Raw genomic sequence first — 15,357 nt, 5'->3', positions numbered from 1 at the left:
TCCTCATTCAGGGTAATAACGACGACAAGGATGCGAATAATTTGTATTGGGGCATGCGTGTGGATCTCTTTCTGACGGGGTTCACTCTCGGAGTCTTCATGCGATGAGCAAGGAGTCATGATGTTAGATATAGTCGAACTGTCGCGCTTACAGTTTGCCTTGACCGCGATGTACCACTTCCTGTTTGTGCCACTGACGCTCGGTATGGCGTTCCTGCTGGCCATTATGGAAACGGTATACGTTCTCTCCGGCAAACAGATTTATAAAGATATGACCAAGTTCTGGGGCAAGTTGTTTGGTATCAACTTCGCACTGGGCGTGGCAACCGGTCTGACCATGGAGTTCCAGTTCGGGACTAACTGGTCTTACTATTCCCACTATGTAGGGGATATCTTCGGTGCGCCGCTGGCCATTGAAGGTCTGATGGCATTCTTCCTTGAATCCACCTTTGTAGGTCTGTTCTTCTTCGGTTGGGACCGTCTGGGTAAAGTCCAGCATATGGCGGTGACCTGGCTGGTGGCATTAGGTTCGAACCTGTCCGCGCTGTGGATCCTGGTCGCGAACGGCTGGATGCAGAACCCTATCGCGTCTGATTTCAACTTCGAAACCATGCGTATGGAGATGGTCAGCTTTGCCGAGCTGGTCCTGAACCCGGTTGCTCAGGTTAAATTCGTTCACACCGTCGCCTCTGGCTATGTGTGCGGCGCGATGTTTGTACTGGGTATCAGTTCTTACTACATGCTGCGCGGTCGTGACTTCGCGTTTGCTAAACGCTCCTTTGCTATCGCTGCAAGCTTCGGTATGGCTGCGATTCTCTCCGTTATTGTTCTGGGTGATGAATCCGGTTACGAAATGGGTGACGTGCAGAAAACCAAACTGGCCGCTATCGAAGCCGAATGGGAAACCCAGCCGGCACCTGCTGCCTTTACGCTGTTCGGTATTCCCGATCAGGACGCGCAGGAAAACCGCTTCGCTATTCAAATCCCTTACGCGCTGGGTATCATCGCCACCCGTTCTGTTGATAAGCAGGTGACGGGTCTGAAAGAGCTGATGGTGCAGCACGAAGAGCGTATCCGTAACGGTATGAAAGCCTACTCGCTGCTGGAACAGCTGCGTGCCGGTTCTACCGACCAGGCCGTTCGCGATCAGTTTAACGACGTGAAGAAAGATCTGGGTTACGGTCTGCTGCTGAAGCGTTATACCCCGAACGTTTCTGATGCGACGGAAGCGCAGATCCAGATGGCAACCAAAGACTCAATTCCACGCGTTGCGCCACTGTACTTCGCATTCCGTATCATGGTGGGCTGCGGCATCATCATGCTGCTGATCATTGCGGCGTCCTTCTGGTCCGTGATTCGCAACCGCATCGGCGAGAAAAAATGGCTGCTGCGCACCGCGCTGTACGGTATTCCACTGCCGTGGATCGCGATTGAGTCCGGCTGGTTTGTGGCGGAATATGGCCGTCAGCCATGGGCGATCGGTGAGGTGCTGCCAACGGCGGTAGCGAACTCGTCCCTGACCGCAGGCGACCTGATCTTCTCCATGCTGCTGATTTGTGGTCTGTACACCCTGTTCCTGGTGGCTGAACTGTTCCTGATGTTCAAGTTCGCGCGCCTTGGCCCAAGCAGCCTGAAAACCGGTCGCTATCACTACGAGCAGTCCACTGTGACTACTCAGCCGGCACGCTAAGACAGGAGTCATCAAATGATCGATTATGAAGTATTGCGTTTTATCTGGTGGCTGCTGGTTGGCGTTCTGCTGATCGGTTTCGCCGTCACGGATGGTTTCGACATGGGGGTGGGGATGCTCACCCGTTTCCTCGGTCGCAATGACACCGAGCGTCGAATCATGATTAACTCCATCGCCCCTCACTGGGACGGTAACCAGGTGTGGCTGATCACCGCAGGCGGCGCGCTGTTCGCTGCCTGGCCGATGGTCTACGCGGCTGCGTTCTCCGGCTTCTACGTGGCGATGATTCTGGTGCTGGCCTCTTTATTCTTCCGTCCGGTCGGTTTCGACTACCGTTCCAAGATTGAAGACACCCGCTGGCGCAACATGTGGGACTGGGGCATCTTCATCGGTAGCTTCGTTCCACCGTTGGTGATTGGCGTGGCGTTCGGTAACCTGCTGCAGGGCGTACCGTTCCACCTCGACGAATACATGCGTCTTTACTACACCGGTAACTTCTTCCAGCTGCTGAATCCGTTTGGTCTGCTGGCCGGTGTGGTGAGCGTGGCGATGATCATCACTCAGGGCGCAACCTACCTGCAGATGCGTACTGTCGGAGAACTGCACCTGCGCTCTCGTGCTACTGCTCAGGTTGCGGCACTGGTGACGCTGGTCTGCTTTGCTCTGGCAGGCGTGTGGGTGGTCTACGGCATTGATGGTTACGTGGTGACGTCCGCGATTAACCACTCGGCACCGTCTAACCCGCTGACCAAAGAAGTGGCGCGTCAGGCTGGTGCCTGGCTGGTGAACTTCAACAATACCCCTGCGCTGTGGGCGATCCCGGCTCTGGGTGTACTGCTGCCGCTGCTGACCGTGCTGACGTCTCGTCTGGAGAAAGGTGCTCTGGCGTTCGTGTTCTCTTCACTGACGCTGGCGTGCATCATCCTGACGGCGGGTATTGCCATGTTCCCATTCGTCATGCCGTCCAGCACCATGCTGAATGCTAGCCTGACCATGTGGGATGCAACCTCCAGCCATATGACGCTGAACTTAATGACTTACGTTGCTTGCGTGTTCGTTCCGATTGTTCTGGCTTACACCATCTGGTGTTACTGGAAAATGTTCGGTCGTATCACTAAAGAACATATCGAAAGCAACACCCACTCTATGTACTAAGTAAGGAGCTGAATATGTGGTATTTCGCATGGATTTTAGGGACGCTTCTTGCCTGTGCCTTTGGTGTCATTACTGCCCTGGCGCTTGAGCACGTAGAAGCGACCAAAGCGGGTGAAGAAAAACACTGATGAATATTATCGCGAAACTTTACGCGGTAATGGATAAGCGCCCGTTACGGGCGCTTTCTTTAGTGATGGCATTACTGCTGGCAGGCTGTATCTTCTGGGACCCGTCGCGCTTTGCGGCAAAGACCAGCGAGCTTGAGATCTGGCACGGCTTCCTCATCATGTGGGCGGTGTGTGCCGGGGTGATCCACGGCGTGGGCTTTCGTCCAAAAGCGGTTCACTGGCAGGGCATTTTCTGCCCGCTCATTGCCGATCTGGTCCTTCTCGCCGGATTGATTTTCTTCTTCTTCTGAATAAGAAACGTCCTATAACGTTATGGGCTTACCCGAGCCCATAAAAATTTACTCTCCGTTTACTTTCTCCCATTCCAAACCATCTTTCCCGCGCGTATAGTAGCGAAGTTTAAAAGCATTAACTTTTATTGCATTACCAGGATGTAAAGTGAATACAACGCTGTTTCGATGGCCGGTTCGTGTCTATTACGAAGATACCGATGCCGGTGGTGTGGTTTACCACGCCAGCTACGTTGCTTTTTATGAACGGGCACGCACAGAGATGCTGCGCCATCATCACTTTAGTCAACAGGTGCTGTTGGCTGAGCGAGTTGCCTTCGTGGTACGCAAGATGACGCTTGAGTATTTTGCGCCTGCCAGACTCGACGATATGCTCGAAGTCCAAACTGAAATTACATCAATGCGCGGGACCTCACTGGTATTCACGCAGCGGATAGTCAACGCAGAGAACACCGTACTGAACTCAGCTGAAGTACTGATTGTTTGTGTTGATCCAACCATAATGAAGCCTCGTGCGCTTCCTAAGTCTATTGTCGCGGAGTTTAAGCAGTGACTGACATGAATATCCTTGATTTGTTCCTGAAGGCAAGCCTTCTGGTTAAACTTATCATGTTGATTTTGATTGGTTTTTCAATCGCATCCTGGGCCATCATCATCCAGAGAACGCGTATCCTCAATGCTGCTGGCCGTGAAGCGGAAGCGTTTGAAGATAAGTTCTGGTCGGGTATTGAGCTTTCTCGTCTGTATCAGGAGAGCCAGGGACGCCGTGAAAACCTGACCGGCTCCGAACAAATTTTCTATAGCGGATTCAAAGAGTTTGCTCGTCTGCATCGTGCAAACAATCATGCGCCGGAAGCGGTCGTGGAAGGCGCCTCGCGTGCGATGCGTATCTCTATGAACCGTGAGCTGGAAAACCTTGAAACGCACATTCCTTTCCTCGGCACTGTCGGCTCCATCAGCCCGTATATCGGTCTGTTTGGTACCGTGTGGGGGATCATGCACGCCTTTATCGCACTTGGTGCGGTGAAGCAGGCGACGTTGCAGATGGTTGCACCGGGTATCGCTGAAGCACTGATTGCGACCGCTATCGGTCTGTTTGCGGCTATCCCGGCGGTTATGGCTTACAACCGTCTGAACCAGCGCGTGAACAAACTGGAACTGAACTACGACAACTTTATGGAAGAGTTCACCGCGATTCTGCACCGTCAGGCGTTTACCAGCACCGAGAGCAACAAGGGGTAAACCATGGCCAGATCGCGTGGACGAGGTCGTCGCGAGCTCAAGTCCGAAATCAATATCGTTCCACTGCTGGACGTCCTGTTGGTACTGCTGCTGATCTTCATGGCAACAGCGCCAATCATTACCCAGAGCGTGGAGGTGGATCTTCCGGATGCGACAGAATCACAGGCGGTGAGCACCAATGACGATCCTCCGGTCATCATTGAAGTTTCCGGCGTAGGGCAGTACAGCGTGGTGGTAGAAAAAGATCGCATGGATCAGCTTCCACCCGAGCAGGTGATTGCTGAGGCGCAGCGTCGCCTCGAGTCAAATCCGAAAACGGTCTTCTTAATCGGTGGCGCGAAAGACGTACCCTACGATGAAATTATTAAAGCGCTGAACTTGCTACATAGTGCGGGTGTTAAGTCAGTTGGCTTAATGACTCAACCTATTTGATCATCCGCGTAGTTTTTGGGAACCGATAGTGTCAAAGGCAACCGAACAGAACGACAAGCTTAAGCGAGCGATAATCGTCTCCGCAGTGCTGCATGTTATTCTTTTTGCAGCGCTGATCTGGAGTTCGTTCGACGAGCATATTGATGCATCAGCAGGCGGCGGTGGAGGATCTTCCATTGACGCCGTAATGGTGGATCCCGGTGCGGTAGTGCAGAACTATAATCGCGAACAACAGCAGAAGGCGAGTGCCAAACGGGCTGAAGAGCAGCGTGAAAAACAGGCGCAACAGCAGGCGGAAGAGCTGCGTGAAAAGCAGGCCGCCGAGCAGGAGCGTTTGAAGCAGCTTGAGAAAGAACGTTTGCAGGCGCAGGAAGCAGCGAAAGCGCAGGCGGAACAGCAGAAGCAAGCCGAAGAGGCCGCGAAGAAAGCGCAGGAACAGCAAAAGCAGGCGGAAGAGGCGGCTGCCAAAGCCGCAGCAGATGCCAAAGCGCAGGCTGATGCCCAGGCGAAATTAGCGGCAGAAGCGGCGAAGAAAGCGGCTGCGGATGCTCAGAAAAAAGCTGAAGCGGAAGCGGCGAAGAAAGCCGCTGCGGATGCTCAGAAAAAAGCCGAAGCGGAGGCCGCGAAGAAAGCCGCTGCTGATGCTCAGAAGAAAGCTGAAGCCGAAGCCGCGAAAAAAGCCGCTCAGGAAGCAGAGAAGAAAGCGGCTGCCGAGGCTGCGAAGAAAGCTGCTGCTGCCGAGAAGGCTGCTGCAGAAAAAGCTGCCGCCGCGGAAAAAGCCGCTGCAGATAAAAAAGCTGCAGCTGAGAAGGCCGCTGCCGATAAGAAAGCTGCTGCTGAAAAAGCGGCTGCGAAAAAGGCTGCTGCCGCTGAAAAAGCCGCTGCTGCCGCAGGGGTTGACGATCTGCTGGGGGATTTAAGCTCCGGTAAGAATGCGCCGAAAACGGGCGGCGGGGCGAAAGGAAACAACGCAGCGCCGACCGGAAGTGGTAACACTAAGAGTAACGGTGCGACAGGGGCTGAAATCAACGGCTATGCCGCGCAGATTAAATCGGCGATTGAAAGCCGGTTCTATGACGCGTCTTCCTATACCGGTAAAACGTGTACGCTGCGCATAAAACTGGCTCCGGACGGCATGCTGCTTGACATTAAGTCTGAAGGTGGCGACCCGGCTTTATGTACTGCGGCTCTGGCTGCAGCGCGTCAGGCGAAGATGCCTAAACCGCCTTCGCAGGCAGTCTACGAAGTCTTCAAAAATGCACCGCTGGACTTCAAACCTTAAGTTACATTTTCCCCGTGCAAACGGGGAAAAATAGACCAGGTTTAGTCACAGGGTTCTGGTAGTTTTGTCTATTTGAGTTTGTTAACATTCTGCTAAATTATCGTGGGTAAGGTTACCCGGATAAGGGAGATATGATGAAGCAGGCATTACGTGTAGCATTTGGTTTTTTAATGCTGTGGGCAGCAGTCCTGCACGCAGAAGTACGTATCGAGATCACCCAGGGGGTGGACTCGGCACGCCCAATCGGTGTTGTTCCGTTCCAGTGGGCCGGTCCTGGCGCTGCACCTGAAGATGCTGGCGGCATCGTGGCGGCTGACCTGCGTAACAGCGGTAAATTCAACCCGTTAGATCGTTCTCGTCTGCCTCAGCAGCCGGGTAGTGCGCAGGAAGTACAGCCTGCTGCATGGTCTGCGCTGGGTATTGATGCGGTGGTTGTGGGTCAGGTTACCCCTAACCCGGACGGCTCATACAACGTGGCCTGGCAGCTGGTGGATACCGGCGGTGCACCGGGTACCGTTCTGGCACAGAACTCTTACAAGGTCACGAAACAGTACCTGCGCTACGCGGCACACGCGGCTAGCGATGCGGTATTCGAAAAACTGACCGGCATTAAAGGTGCGTTCCGTACCCGTATTGCTTATGTGGTGCAGACCAACGGTGGTCAGTTCCCGTACGAGCTGCGCGTCTCTGACTACGACGGTTACAACCAGTTCCTGGTAAAACGCTCTTCACAACCGCTGATGTCTCCAGCCTGGTCTCCGGACGGGTCTAAACTGGCGTATGTTACCTTTGAGAGCGGTCGTTCTGCGCTGGTTATCCAGACGCTGGCTAACGGTGCGGTTCGTCAGGTTGCGTCGTTCCCACGTCACAACGGTGCGCCTTCCTTCTCTCCGGATGGGTCTAAACTGGCGTTTGCGCTGTCTAAAACCGGTAGCCTTAACCTGTACGTGATGGACATTGGCTCCGGCCAGATCCGTCAGGTGACCGATGGTCGCAGCAACAACACCGAACCATCATGGTTCCCGGACAGTCAAAACCTGGCGTTTACCTCTGACCAGGCCGGCCGTCCACAAATCTATAAAGTGAACATCAACGGCGGCGCTCCGCAGCGTATTACCTGGGAAGGTTCTCAGAACCAGAACGCAGACGTGAGCAGCGACGGTAAATTCATGGTAATGGTCAGCTCCAATGGTGGGCAGCAGCACATTGCCAAACAAGATCTGGTAGCGGGTGGCGTTCAAGTTCTGTCGTCAACGTTCCTGGATGAAACGCCAAGTCTGGCACCTAACGGCACTATGGTAATCTACAGCTCTTCTCAGGGGATGGGATCTGTGCTGAATCTGGTTTCTACAGATGGGCGTTTCAAAGCGCGTATTCCGGCTACTGATGGACAGGTAAAATCACCTGCCTGGTCGCCGTATCTGTAAATAATAATTAATTGATTACTAAAGGAATCATAGAAATGCAACTGAACAAAGTGCTGAAGGGGCTGATGATCGCTCTGCCTGTAATGGCAATCGCAGCGTGTTCTTCTAACAAGAACGCCAGCAATGACCAGAGCGGCGAAGGCATGATGGGTGCCGGTACCGGTATGGACGCGAACGGCAATGGCAACATGTCTTCTGAAGAGCAAGCGCGTCTTCAGATGCAGCAGCTGCAGCAGAACAACATCGTTTACTTCGATCTGGATAAATACGACATCCGTTCTGACTTCGCTGCGATGCTGGATGCTCACGCTAACTTCCTGCGTAGCAACCCATCTTACAAAGTCACCGTAGAAGGTCACGCGGACGAACGTGGTACTCCAGAGTACAACATCTCCCTGGGTGAACGTCGTGCTAACGCCGTTAAGATGTACCTGCAGGGTAAAGGCGTTTCTGCTGACCAGATCTCCATCGTTTCTTACGGTAAAGAAAAACCTGCAGTACTGGGTCACGACGAAGCGGCTTACTCCAAAAACCGTCGTGCCGTACTGGTTTACTAAGAGAATTGCATGAGCAGTAACTTCAGACATCATCTGTTGAGTCTGTCGTTACTGGTTGGAATAGCGGCCCCCTGGGCCGCTTTTGCTCAGGCACCAATCAGTAGTGTCGGCTCAGGCTCGGTAGAAGACCGGGTCACTCAGCTCGAGCGTATTTCTAACGCTCACAGTCAGCTTTTAACCCAACTCCAGCAGCAACTTTCCGATAACCAAAATGATATTGACTCTCTCCGCGGTCAGATTCAGGAAAGCCAGTATCAGCTTAACCAGGTTGTGGAACGTCAGAAGCAAATTTTGTTGCAGATAGATAGCCTGAGCAGCGGTGGTGCAGCAGCACAGCCAGCGACAGGCGATCAGAGCGGTGCAGCGACCTCCGCACCCGCACCGTCTGCTGATGCTTCAGCCTCAACAGGGGCGCCTGTACAGAGTGGTGACGCAAATACGGACTACAATGCGGCCATTGCCCTGGTGCAGGATCAGTCTCGTCAGGACGACGCGATTGCTGCGTTTCAGAACTTTGTTAAGAAATACCCTGATTCAACCTACCAGCCAAATGCCAATTACTGGCTCGGTCAGCTGAATTACAACAAGGGTAAAAAGGACGATGCGGCGTTTTATTTTGCCTCAGTGGTGAAAAATTACCCGAAATCGCCGAAAGCGCCAGACGCGATGTATAAAGTTGGCGTGATCATGCAGGACAAAGGCGACACGGCGAAAGCCAAAGCGGTTTATCAGCAGGTGGTCGCAAAATTCCCGGGCACCGAAGGTGCTAAGCAGGCGCAAAAACGCCTGAATTCGATGGGATGATTATCGCATGACCAGAAATCGCGTTATTTCTGGTCGTGCAGCATGATTCGTAAGCAGTTAAGTGATCTTCATCGAAATTTTTGTTGCGCAGAATTCTTAAATCAGTAATATATGCCGCCGTTGCCACGGGATATCAAACAACGTGAAAACAGCGTAAAAGTGGGTCGTTAGCTCAGTTGGTAGAGCAGTTGACTTTTAATCAATTGGTCGCAGGTTCGAATCCTGCACGACCCACCACTAAGTCAGGTGGAAGTAGTAGTAAACCGTGAAGGATAACGTTGCGTAAGCAACGGCCCGTAGGGCGAGGCGAAGCCGAGTCATCCTGCACGACCCACCACTTAACGCATTACCGGCAGTACAGAGTGGGTGATTAGCTCAGTTGGTAGAGCATCTCCTTTACACGGAGGGGGTCGGCGGTTCGAGCCCGTCATCACCCACCACTCGGGTCGTTAGCTCAGTTGGTAGAGCAGTTGACTTTTAATCAATTGGTCGCAGGTTCGAATCCTGCACGACCCACCAATTTTATTGGTTCCGAGTGATAATTCAGGCAACACCCAAATGGGTCGTTAGCTCAGTTGGTAGAGCAGTTGACTTTTAATCAATTGGTCGCAGGTTCGAATCCTGCACGACCCACCAGCCTGAATAAATTTGAAGTACATCCCGCAAGGGGTCGTTAGCTCAGTTGGTAGAGCAGTTGACTTTTAATCAATTGGTCGCAGGTTCGAATCCTGCACGACCCACCAGTGTAGAAAGGCGCCCTAAAGGCGCCTTTTTGCTATCTGCGCGACAACAAATGCTCTGCCCATCTATTCCCGGTGACTTTTCACTCCGGATTCGCTATCTTGTTTAGTATATAAAACACAATTGCCGCGCGTTTTGCTTTGTCATGCAAAAGAAAGGCAATATTGTTAAGCCAGTAAAACGAGAAGCCATAATGAGTGTGATGTTCGATCCTGAAGCCGCCATCTATCCGTTTCCGCCAAAGCCTGTTCCGCTGAGCCAGGATGAAAAACAATTCTATCGCGAGAAGATCAAACGGCTTCTCAAAGAGCGCGATGCGGTGATGGTGGCCCATTACTACACCGACCCGGAAATTCAGCAGCTGGCGGAAGAGACCGGGGGCTGTATTTCTGATTCACTGGAGATGGCTCGCTTCGGGGCAAAACATCCCGCTTCCACGCTGCTGGTTGCAGGCGTGCGTTTTATGGGCGAAACGGCAAAGATCCTGAGCCCGGAAAAAACCATTCTGATGCCGACGCTTAACGCGGAGTGTTCACTCGATCTCGGCTGCCCGATTGATGAGTTCACCGCATTCTGCGATGCCCATCCTGACCGAACCGTGGTGGTTTACGCCAACACCTCCGCGGCGGTAAAAGCGCGCGCAGACTGGGTGGTCACGTCGAGCATCGCCGTTGAGCTTATTGAGCATCTGGACAGCCTGGGTGAGAAAATTATCTGGGCCCCTGACCGCCATCTTGGAAAGTATGTCCAGAAGCAGACGGGCGCTGACGTTCTCTGCTGGCAAGGTGCGTGTATCGTTCACGACGAATTCAAAACCCAGGCGCTGGCGCGCATGAAGGCACTTTATCCTGATGCCGCCATTCTTGTTCACCCAGAATCACCACAGTCGATTGTTGATATGGCCGATGCCGTTGGCTCAACCAGCCAGCTTATCAACGCGGCCAGGACGCTGCCGCACAAGCAGCTCATTGTGGCTACCGATCGCGGTATCTTCTATAAGATGCAGCAGGCCGTGCCGGAGAAAGAGCTCCTGGAAGCGCCAACGGCGGGGGAGGGCGCGACGTGCCGCAGCTGCGCGCATTGCCCGTGGATGGCGATGAACGGCCTGAAAGCGATTGCCGAAGGGCTCGAGACGGGCGGTGCGGCGCATGAAATCCACGTCGACGCCACCCTGCGTGAAGGTGCGTTAATTCCGCTTAACCGCATGCTGGATTTTGCGGCTACACTACGTACTTAATTTAAAAACGCCCTGGGGAAAAGATGGATTTTTTTAGCACGCAGAACATTCTGGTTCATATACCGATTGGTGCAGGTGGCTATGACCTGTCATGGATTGAAGCCGTAGGCACGCTGGCGGGTTTGCTGTGTATCTGGCTGGCAAGCCTTGAGAAGATCGGTAACTACGCGTTCGGCCTGATTAACGTCACGCTGTTTGCGATTATCTTCTTCCAGATCCAGCTGTATGCCAGTCTGCTTTTGCAGTTGTTTTTCTTCGCCGCCAATATTTACGGCTGGTACGCCTGGTCCCGGCAAAACAGCCAGCAGGAGGCTGAGCTGCAGATCCGCTGGCTGCCCCTGCCAAAAGCCATCGCCTGGTTCGTTGCCTGCGTGGTTGCCATTGGTTTAATGACCGTCTATATCAACCCGGTGTTTGCGTTCCTGACCCGCGTTGCCGTTTCGGTCATGTCCGCTATTGGCCTGAACGTGACGATGCCGGAGCTCCAGCCGGATGCCTTCCCGTTCTGGGACTCTTGCATGATGGTGCTGTCGATTGCGGCGATGGTCCTGATGACGCGCAAATACGTTGAGAACTGGCTGTTGTGGGTCATCATCAACGTCATTAGCGTGGTAATTTTTGCTCTGCAGGGCGTCTATGCGATGTCGCTGGAGTATCTGCTGCTGACCTTCATTGCCCTGAACGGCAGCCGAATGTGGATTAACAGCGCGCGTGAGCGAGGCTCTCACGCGCTTTCCCGCTAATGGTGATGATGATGTGAATGGTCGGGCTGCGCCTCGTTAAGGTGGCAGTCCGGCCCGTTACAGGGCTGATACTCCATCTGGATGGTGGCGTGGCCAATCTCGTAGTGATGTTCAAGAAAATGCTGGATGCGTTCAAGCAGCGCGTCGTGGTCATGAGGCGGGATCACCTGGGCGTGCAGCGTCATGACCGGCTTCTCCCCCACCAGCCAAACGTGCACGTGATGCACGTTGCGTACTTCCGGAACTGAGCGGCGCAGGTTACGTTTCAGCTCGTCAATGTCTATGGATGTCGGTGCACCTTCAAGAAGTTCATTGACGCTCTCCTTCAGCAGCCGCCAGGCGCTTCGCAAGACCAGACAAGACACCAGCACGGAGAGAATCGGGTCGACGGGCGTCCAGCCGGTATTGAGGATCACCAGCGCGGCGACAATCGCTCCGACCGAGCCGAGTAAATCTCCCAGAACGTGCAGGGCCGCAGCGCGCACGTTGAGGTTCTTTTCCCCGCTGCCGCGGTGCAAAATCCAGAACGCGAGGATATTCGCCAATAGTCCCGCCACGGCAATGACCATCATCGTTGTCCCGGCGATCGGCTGAGGGTGCCTGAAGCGCTGTACGGCCTCCCAGACGATAAGAAGGGTGATCGCCACCAGCGCGATGGCATTAACAAACGCGGCGAGGGTCGTCAGCCTCAGCCAGCCGAAGGTATGGCGTGCGTTGGGCGGGCGGCGAGCAAACTGCACCGCCAGCAGGGCGAAAAGCAGCGCGGCAGCATCGGTCAGCATATGTCCGGCATCAGCCAGCAGCGCCAGAGAGCCGGAAACCAGGCCGCCAATGACCTCAATAACCATAAACGTGGCCGTGACGCCAAAGGCCAGCATGAGTCGTTTTGCGTTGTCATTTCCGGGAGAAGATGCGTGTGAGTGGGTGTGCGCCATGTCTGCTTTCCTGATTCGTTATTATTTTAGTGTAGCGTTTTTAACAGGTTACTCCAAAAAGAAAGGAGAGCCAGGGCTCTCCTTTCGCATTTAAAGCATCAAGAATTACTGGGTTGTGCCATCAGTTTTGGTATTGGCGTCGTTACCCACTTTGTCGTTCGGATCGGGACATTTGCCGTCCTTACACATCGAGTTCTTATGAACCTCATCCGAGCTCATATTGTCATGATTCATGGTGTCGGAAGCACCACCGTTCGGATGCAGCATGGTGCCGCCGGTATTGGTGTTCCCGGTATTGATCTGGCTGTTATCGACATTGTTCGGGGCGATATTCTGTTTCGCATCAGGCGCAACCTGGCCTGCTGCTGCTGCCGCATTGGCATCACCGTTGCTGTCTGAAGTACCCGTTTCTGCGGCCAGAGCGCTGCCGCTGGCAAGGGTGAGTGTGGCAGTCAGGAAGAGGGTTGTCAGTTTTGTCATTTTCATCATGGTGCTCCTGTTCTTGTCGTTACGCTGGATAACATTCTCCAACAGTGCATCTTTTTAGAGGCGAAAGATTCCGCCTTACGGACTTACGTCAGTATGGAATCGCGTTTAAGCGTGTAAAAATGGTTGTTACAGTTAAAAAGCTTAGGTTAGATCTCATTTTTCGCTATTTTGTGGCGATTTTTAGGCGAATTCCAGGAATTATCTGCGTGAAGTGTAAAACCGTGTTTACACTTCCTGGTCGACAAGATAGATTGAAAGGATTGCTTTCATTACTAAAGATATGGCAGAGCTGGAAAGAAGATGAATTATCAGAACGACGATTTACGCATTAAAGAGATCAATGAGTTATTACCTCCTGTAGCGCTCCTTGAGAAATTCCCCGCCACTGAAAATGCCGCAAACACGGTTTCTCATGCTCGTAAAGCGATCCACAAGATCCTGAAAGGTAATGACGATCGTCTTCTGGTGGTGATTGGCCCGTGCTCCATTCACGATCCTGCCGCTGCGAAAGAGTATGCGGCCCGTCTGCTCGCCCTGCGTGAAGAGCTGAAGGACGAGCTTGAAATCGTGATGCGCGTCTATTTTGAAAAACCGCGCACGACAGTGGGCTGGAAAGGACTGATTAACGATCCGCACATGGATAACAGCTTCCAGATCAACGACGGCCTGCGCATTGCGCGCAAGCTGCTGCTGGAGATCAACGACAGCGGCCTGCCAGCTGCCGGAGAGTTCCTGGATATGATCACGCCACAATACCTGGCAGATCTGATGAGCTGGGGCGCAATTGGTGCCCGCACCACTGAATCTCAGGTCCACCGCGAGCTGGCTTCTGGTCTCTCTTGCCCGGTGGGTTTCAAAAACGGCACTGACGGTACCATTAAGGTGGCTATCGACGCCATCAACGCAGCGGGGGCGCCGCACTGCTTCCTGTCTGTGACCAAATGGGGTCACTCTGCCATCGTTAACACCAGCGGTAACGGCGACTGCCATATCATTCTGCGCGGTGGCAAAGAGCCAAACTACAGTGCAAAACATGTGGCAGAGGTGAAGGCCGGGCTGGAAAAAGCCGGGCTGCCCGCGCAGGTGATGATCGACTTCAGCCACGCCAACTCCAGCAAGCAGTTCAAAAAGCAGATGGAAGTGGGGGCAGATGTCTGCCAGCAGATCGCCAACGGTGAGAAGGCGGTAATTGGGGTGATGATTGAAAGTCATCTGGTCGAAGGGAACCAGAACCTGGAAGGTAGCGAGCCGCTGGTGTATGGCAAAAGCGTGACTGATGCCTGCATCGGCTGGGACGATACCGATGCCATCCTGCGTCAGCTGGCGAATGCGGTAAAAGCGCGTCGCGGCTGAATTCTCAGGCACAAATAAAAAAGCGCGGAAGGCTCCGCGCTTTTTTTACGTCCGGCGAAAATTACTTCGCTTTACCCTGATTCGCGACAGCCGCTGCTTTCGCTGCGATTTCGTCCGCGTTACCCAGGTAGTAGTGTTTGATTGGCTTGAAGTTTTCGTCGAACTCATACACCAGCGGTACGCCAGTTGGGATGTTCAGTTCGAGGATCTCGTCTTCACCCATGTTGTCCAGGTATTTCACCAGCGCGCGCAGGGAGTTACCGTGAGCGGCAATGATCACGCGCTCGCCGCTTTTCAGACGTGGCAGAATGGTTTCGTTCCAGTAAGGCACAACGCGGTCGATGGTCAGCGCCAGGCTCTCGGTGGTTGGCAGCTCAGCGTCGGTCAGTTTCGCGTAACGCGGGTCGTGGCCCGGGTAGCGCTCGTCATCTTTGGTCAGCTCTGGTGGGGTGACCGCGAAGCCGCGACGCCACTGTTTAACCTGCTCGTCACCGTATTTCTCAGCGGTTTCCGCTTTGTTCAGGCCCTGCAGCGCACCGTAGTGACGCTCGTTCAGTTTCCAGGATTTCTCAACCGGCAGCCAGGCCTGGTCCAGTTCGTCCAGCACGTTCCACAGGGTATGGATGGCACGTTTCAGCACAGAGGTGTAAGCAAAATCAAAGCTGAAGCCTTCTTCCTTCAGCAGTTTACCTGCTGCTTTTGCTTCGCTTACGCCTTTCTCAGACAGATCAACGTCGTACCAACCGGTAAAGCGGTTTTCGTTGTTCCACTGGCTTTCGCCGTGACGCACCAGAACCAGCTTAGTAATAGCCATCTCTTACTCCTCAAGCATTTTTAGAATGATAACAATTCT

The 15,357-nt window shown here is 53.6% G+C and carries 17 protein-coding genes and 5 tRNA genes; 19 read left to right on the top strand and 3 right to left on the bottom strand.

Features of this window, described 5'->3' with window-relative positions:
• Positions 1-120 precede the first annotated feature (120 nt).
• The 18 genes from cydA (at position 121) to pnuC (ending at position 11,727) form a co-directional block, all read left to right on the top strand.
• Positions 121-1,689, top strand: a complete 1,569-nt coding sequence (gene cydA, locus AB8818_RS07715; protein ID WP_047073901.1) for a cytochrome ubiquinol oxidase subunit I — start codon at positions 121-123, stop codon at positions 1,687-1,689.
• Between the two features lie 15 nt (positions 1,690-1,704).
• Positions 1,705-2,844 (top strand): cytochrome d ubiquinol oxidase subunit II, encoded by a 1,140-nt coding sequence (gene cydB, locus AB8818_RS07710; RefSeq protein ID WP_028012386.1) that lies wholly within the window; start codon positions 1,705-1,707, stop codon positions 2,842-2,844.
• 14 nt (positions 2,845-2,858) lie between these two features.
• Positions 2,859-2,972, top strand: a complete 114-nt coding sequence (cydX, locus tag AB8818_RS07705) for a cytochrome bd-I oxidase subunit CydX (RefSeq protein WP_003858598.1) — start codon at positions 2,859-2,861, stop codon at positions 2,970-2,972.
• Positions 2,972-3,262 (top strand): cyd operon protein YbgE, encoded by a 291-nt coding sequence (gene ybgE / locus AB8818_RS07700; protein ID WP_008501100.1) that lies wholly within the window; start codon positions 2,972-2,974, stop codon positions 3,260-3,262. Before cydX ends, ybgE begins: the two co-directional genes overlap by 1 nt.
• A 148-nt stretch (positions 3,263-3,410) precedes the next feature.
• Entirely contained in the window at positions 3,411-3,815 is a 405-nt protein-coding gene (gene ybgC, locus AB8818_RS07695) for a tol-pal system-associated acyl-CoA thioesterase (protein ID WP_003858593.1), read from the top strand.
• Positions 3,812-4,504 carry a Tol-Pal system protein TolQ gene (gene tolQ, locus AB8818_RS07690; RefSeq protein WP_008501101.1) on the top strand — a complete coding sequence of 231 codons (693 nt, stop codon included), beginning with the start codon at positions 3,812-3,814 and terminating at the stop codon, positions 4,502-4,504. Before ybgC ends, tolQ begins: the two co-directional genes overlap by 4 nt.
• 3 nt (positions 4,505-4,507) lie before the next feature.
• Positions 4,508-4,936 (top strand): colicin uptake protein TolR, encoded by a 429-nt coding sequence (gene tolR, locus AB8818_RS07685; RefSeq protein WP_003858589.1) that lies wholly within the window; start codon positions 4,508-4,510, stop codon positions 4,934-4,936.
• A 28-nt stretch (positions 4,937-4,964) separates the two neighbouring features.
• A complete protein-coding gene (gene tolA / locus AB8818_RS07680; protein WP_116343915.1) occupies positions 4,965-6,218 on the top strand; it encodes a cell envelope integrity protein TolA in 1,254 nt (417 codons plus the stop codon).
• A gap of 134 nt (positions 6,219-6,352) precedes the next feature.
• Entirely contained in the window at positions 6,353-7,645 is a 1,293-nt protein-coding gene (tolB, locus tag AB8818_RS07675; protein ID WP_116343916.1) for a Tol-Pal system beta propeller repeat protein TolB, read from the top strand.
• A gap of 35 nt (positions 7,646-7,680) precedes the next feature.
• Positions 7,681-8,202, top strand: coding sequence for a peptidoglycan-associated lipoprotein Pal (pal, locus tag AB8818_RS07670; RefSeq protein ID WP_003858578.1), 522 nt, complete (start codon positions 7,681-7,683; stop codon positions 8,200-8,202).
• 9 nt (positions 8,203-8,211) lie between these two features.
• Positions 8,212-9,006 carry a cell division protein CpoB gene (gene cpoB / locus AB8818_RS07665; RefSeq protein WP_166710467.1) on the top strand — a complete coding sequence of 265 codons (795 nt, stop codon included), beginning with the start codon at positions 8,212-8,214 and terminating at the stop codon, positions 9,004-9,006.
• A gap of 161 nt (positions 9,007-9,167) precedes the next feature.
• Positions 9,168-9,243, top strand: a tRNA-Lys gene (locus AB8818_RS07660).
• A 127-nt stretch (positions 9,244-9,370) separates the two neighbouring features.
• A tRNA-Val gene (locus AB8818_RS07655) sits at positions 9,371-9,446 on the top strand.
• 3 nt (positions 9,447-9,449) lie between these two features.
• Positions 9,450-9,525: transfer RNA gene (locus AB8818_RS07650), tRNA-Lys, on the top strand.
• 41 nt (positions 9,526-9,566) lie between these two features.
• Positions 9,567-9,642: transfer RNA gene (locus tag AB8818_RS07645), tRNA-Lys, on the top strand.
• Positions 9,643-9,673: 31 nt separating this feature from the next.
• Positions 9,674-9,749: transfer RNA gene (locus AB8818_RS07640), tRNA-Lys, on the top strand.
• Positions 9,750-9,940: 191 nt separating this feature from the next.
• Positions 9,941-10,984, top strand: coding sequence for a quinolinate synthase NadA (gene nadA, locus AB8818_RS07635; RefSeq protein WP_116343340.1), 1,044 nt, complete (start codon positions 9,941-9,943; stop codon positions 10,982-10,984).
• A 23-nt stretch (positions 10,985-11,007) separates the two neighbouring features.
• On the top strand, positions 11,008-11,727 hold the full coding sequence (pnuC, locus tag AB8818_RS07630) for a nicotinamide riboside transporter PnuC (protein WP_116343341.1): 720 nt from the start codon (positions 11,008-11,010) through the stop codon (positions 11,725-11,727).
• Here pnuC and zitB read toward each other — a convergent pair.
• Together zitB and AB8818_RS07620 are read right to left on the bottom strand one after the other, a co-directional pair.
• Positions 11,724-12,662 (bottom strand): CDF family zinc transporter ZitB, encoded by a 939-nt coding sequence (zitB, locus tag AB8818_RS07625; RefSeq protein ID WP_163330750.1) that lies wholly within the window; start codon positions 12,660-12,662, stop codon positions 11,724-11,726. The two genes, pnuC and zitB, sit on opposite strands and share 4 nt — an antisense overlap.
• A 105-nt stretch (positions 12,663-12,767) precedes the next feature.
• The gene (locus tag AB8818_RS07620) at positions 12,768-13,148 is read right to left on the bottom strand and encodes a protein YbgS (RefSeq protein WP_116343343.1); all 381 of its coding nucleotides are present in this window, start codon (positions 13,146-13,148) and stop codon (positions 12,768-12,770) included.
• A gap of 303 nt (positions 13,149-13,451) precedes the next feature.
• Between AB8818_RS07620 and aroG the strand changes: the two genes are divergently transcribed.
• Positions 13,452-14,504, top strand: coding sequence for a 3-deoxy-7-phosphoheptulonate synthase AroG (gene aroG, locus AB8818_RS07615; RefSeq protein WP_163330751.1), 1,053 nt, complete (start codon positions 13,452-13,454; stop codon positions 14,502-14,504).
• A gap of 61 nt (positions 14,505-14,565) precedes the next feature.
• Here the strand turns inward: aroG and gpmA are convergent, their stop codons facing one another.
• A complete protein-coding gene (gene gpmA, locus AB8818_RS07610) occupies positions 14,566-15,318 on the bottom strand; it encodes a 2,3-diphosphoglycerate-dependent phosphoglycerate mutase (protein ID WP_008501111.1) in 753 nt (250 codons plus the stop codon).
• Between the last annotated feature and the right edge of the window lie 39 nt (positions 15,319-15,357).

Source organism: Enterobacter sp. KB-280D8 (assembly GCF_041399405.1).
Classification (GTDB): domain Bacteria; phylum Pseudomonadota; class Gammaproteobacteria; order Enterobacterales; family Enterobacteriaceae; genus Enterobacter; species Enterobacter cloacae_N.
The sequence above is the reverse complement of the archived record's forward strand: the minus strand, read 5'-3'. Positions and strand labels throughout refer to the sequence as shown.

Bases quoted from the DNA above. Each gene is read 5' to 3' on its own strand.
- cydA (WP_047073901.1), top strand. From the start codon at position 121: ATGTTAGATATAGTCGAACTGTCGCGCTTACAGTTTGCCTTGACCGCG.
- cydB (WP_028012386.1), top strand. From the start codon at position 1,705: ATGATCGATTATGAAGTATTGCGTTTTATCTGGTGGCTGCTGGTTGGC.
- cydX (WP_003858598.1), top strand. From the start codon at position 2,859: ATGTGGTATTTCGCATGGATTTTAGGGACGCTTCTTGCCTGTGCCTTT.
- ybgE (WP_008501100.1), top strand. From the start codon at position 2,972: ATGAATATTATCGCGAAACTTTACGCGGTAATGGATAAGCGCCCGTTA.
- tolR (WP_003858589.1), top strand. From the start codon at position 4,508: ATGGCCAGATCGCGTGGACGAGGTCGTCGCGAGCTCAAGTCCGAAATC.
- tolB (WP_116343916.1), top strand. From the start codon at position 6,353: ATGAAGCAGGCATTACGTGTAGCATTTGGTTTTTTAATGCTGTGGGCA.
- pal (WP_003858578.1), top strand. From the start codon at position 7,681: ATGCAACTGAACAAAGTGCTGAAGGGGCTGATGATCGCTCTGCCTGTA.
- cpoB (WP_166710467.1), top strand. From the start codon at position 8,212: ATGAGCAGTAACTTCAGACATCATCTGTTGAGTCTGTCGTTACTGGTT.
- nadA (WP_116343340.1), top strand. From the start codon at position 9,941: ATGAGTGTGATGTTCGATCCTGAAGCCGCCATCTATCCGTTTCCGCCA.
- pnuC (WP_116343341.1), top strand. From the start codon at position 11,008: ATGGATTTTTTTAGCACGCAGAACATTCTGGTTCATATACCGATTGGT.
- zitB (WP_163330750.1), bottom strand. From the start codon at position 12,662: ATGGCGCACACCCACTCACACGCATCTTCTCCCGGAAATGACAACGCA.
- AB8818_RS07620 (WP_116343343.1), bottom strand. From the start codon at position 13,148: ATGAAAATGACAAAACTGACAACCCTCTTCCTGACTGCCACACTCACC.
- aroG (WP_163330751.1), top strand. From the start codon at position 13,452: ATGAATTATCAGAACGACGATTTACGCATTAAAGAGATCAATGAGTTA.
- gpmA (WP_008501111.1), bottom strand. From the start codon at position 15,318: ATGGCTATTACTAAGCTGGTTCTGGTGCGTCACGGCGAAAGCCAGTGG.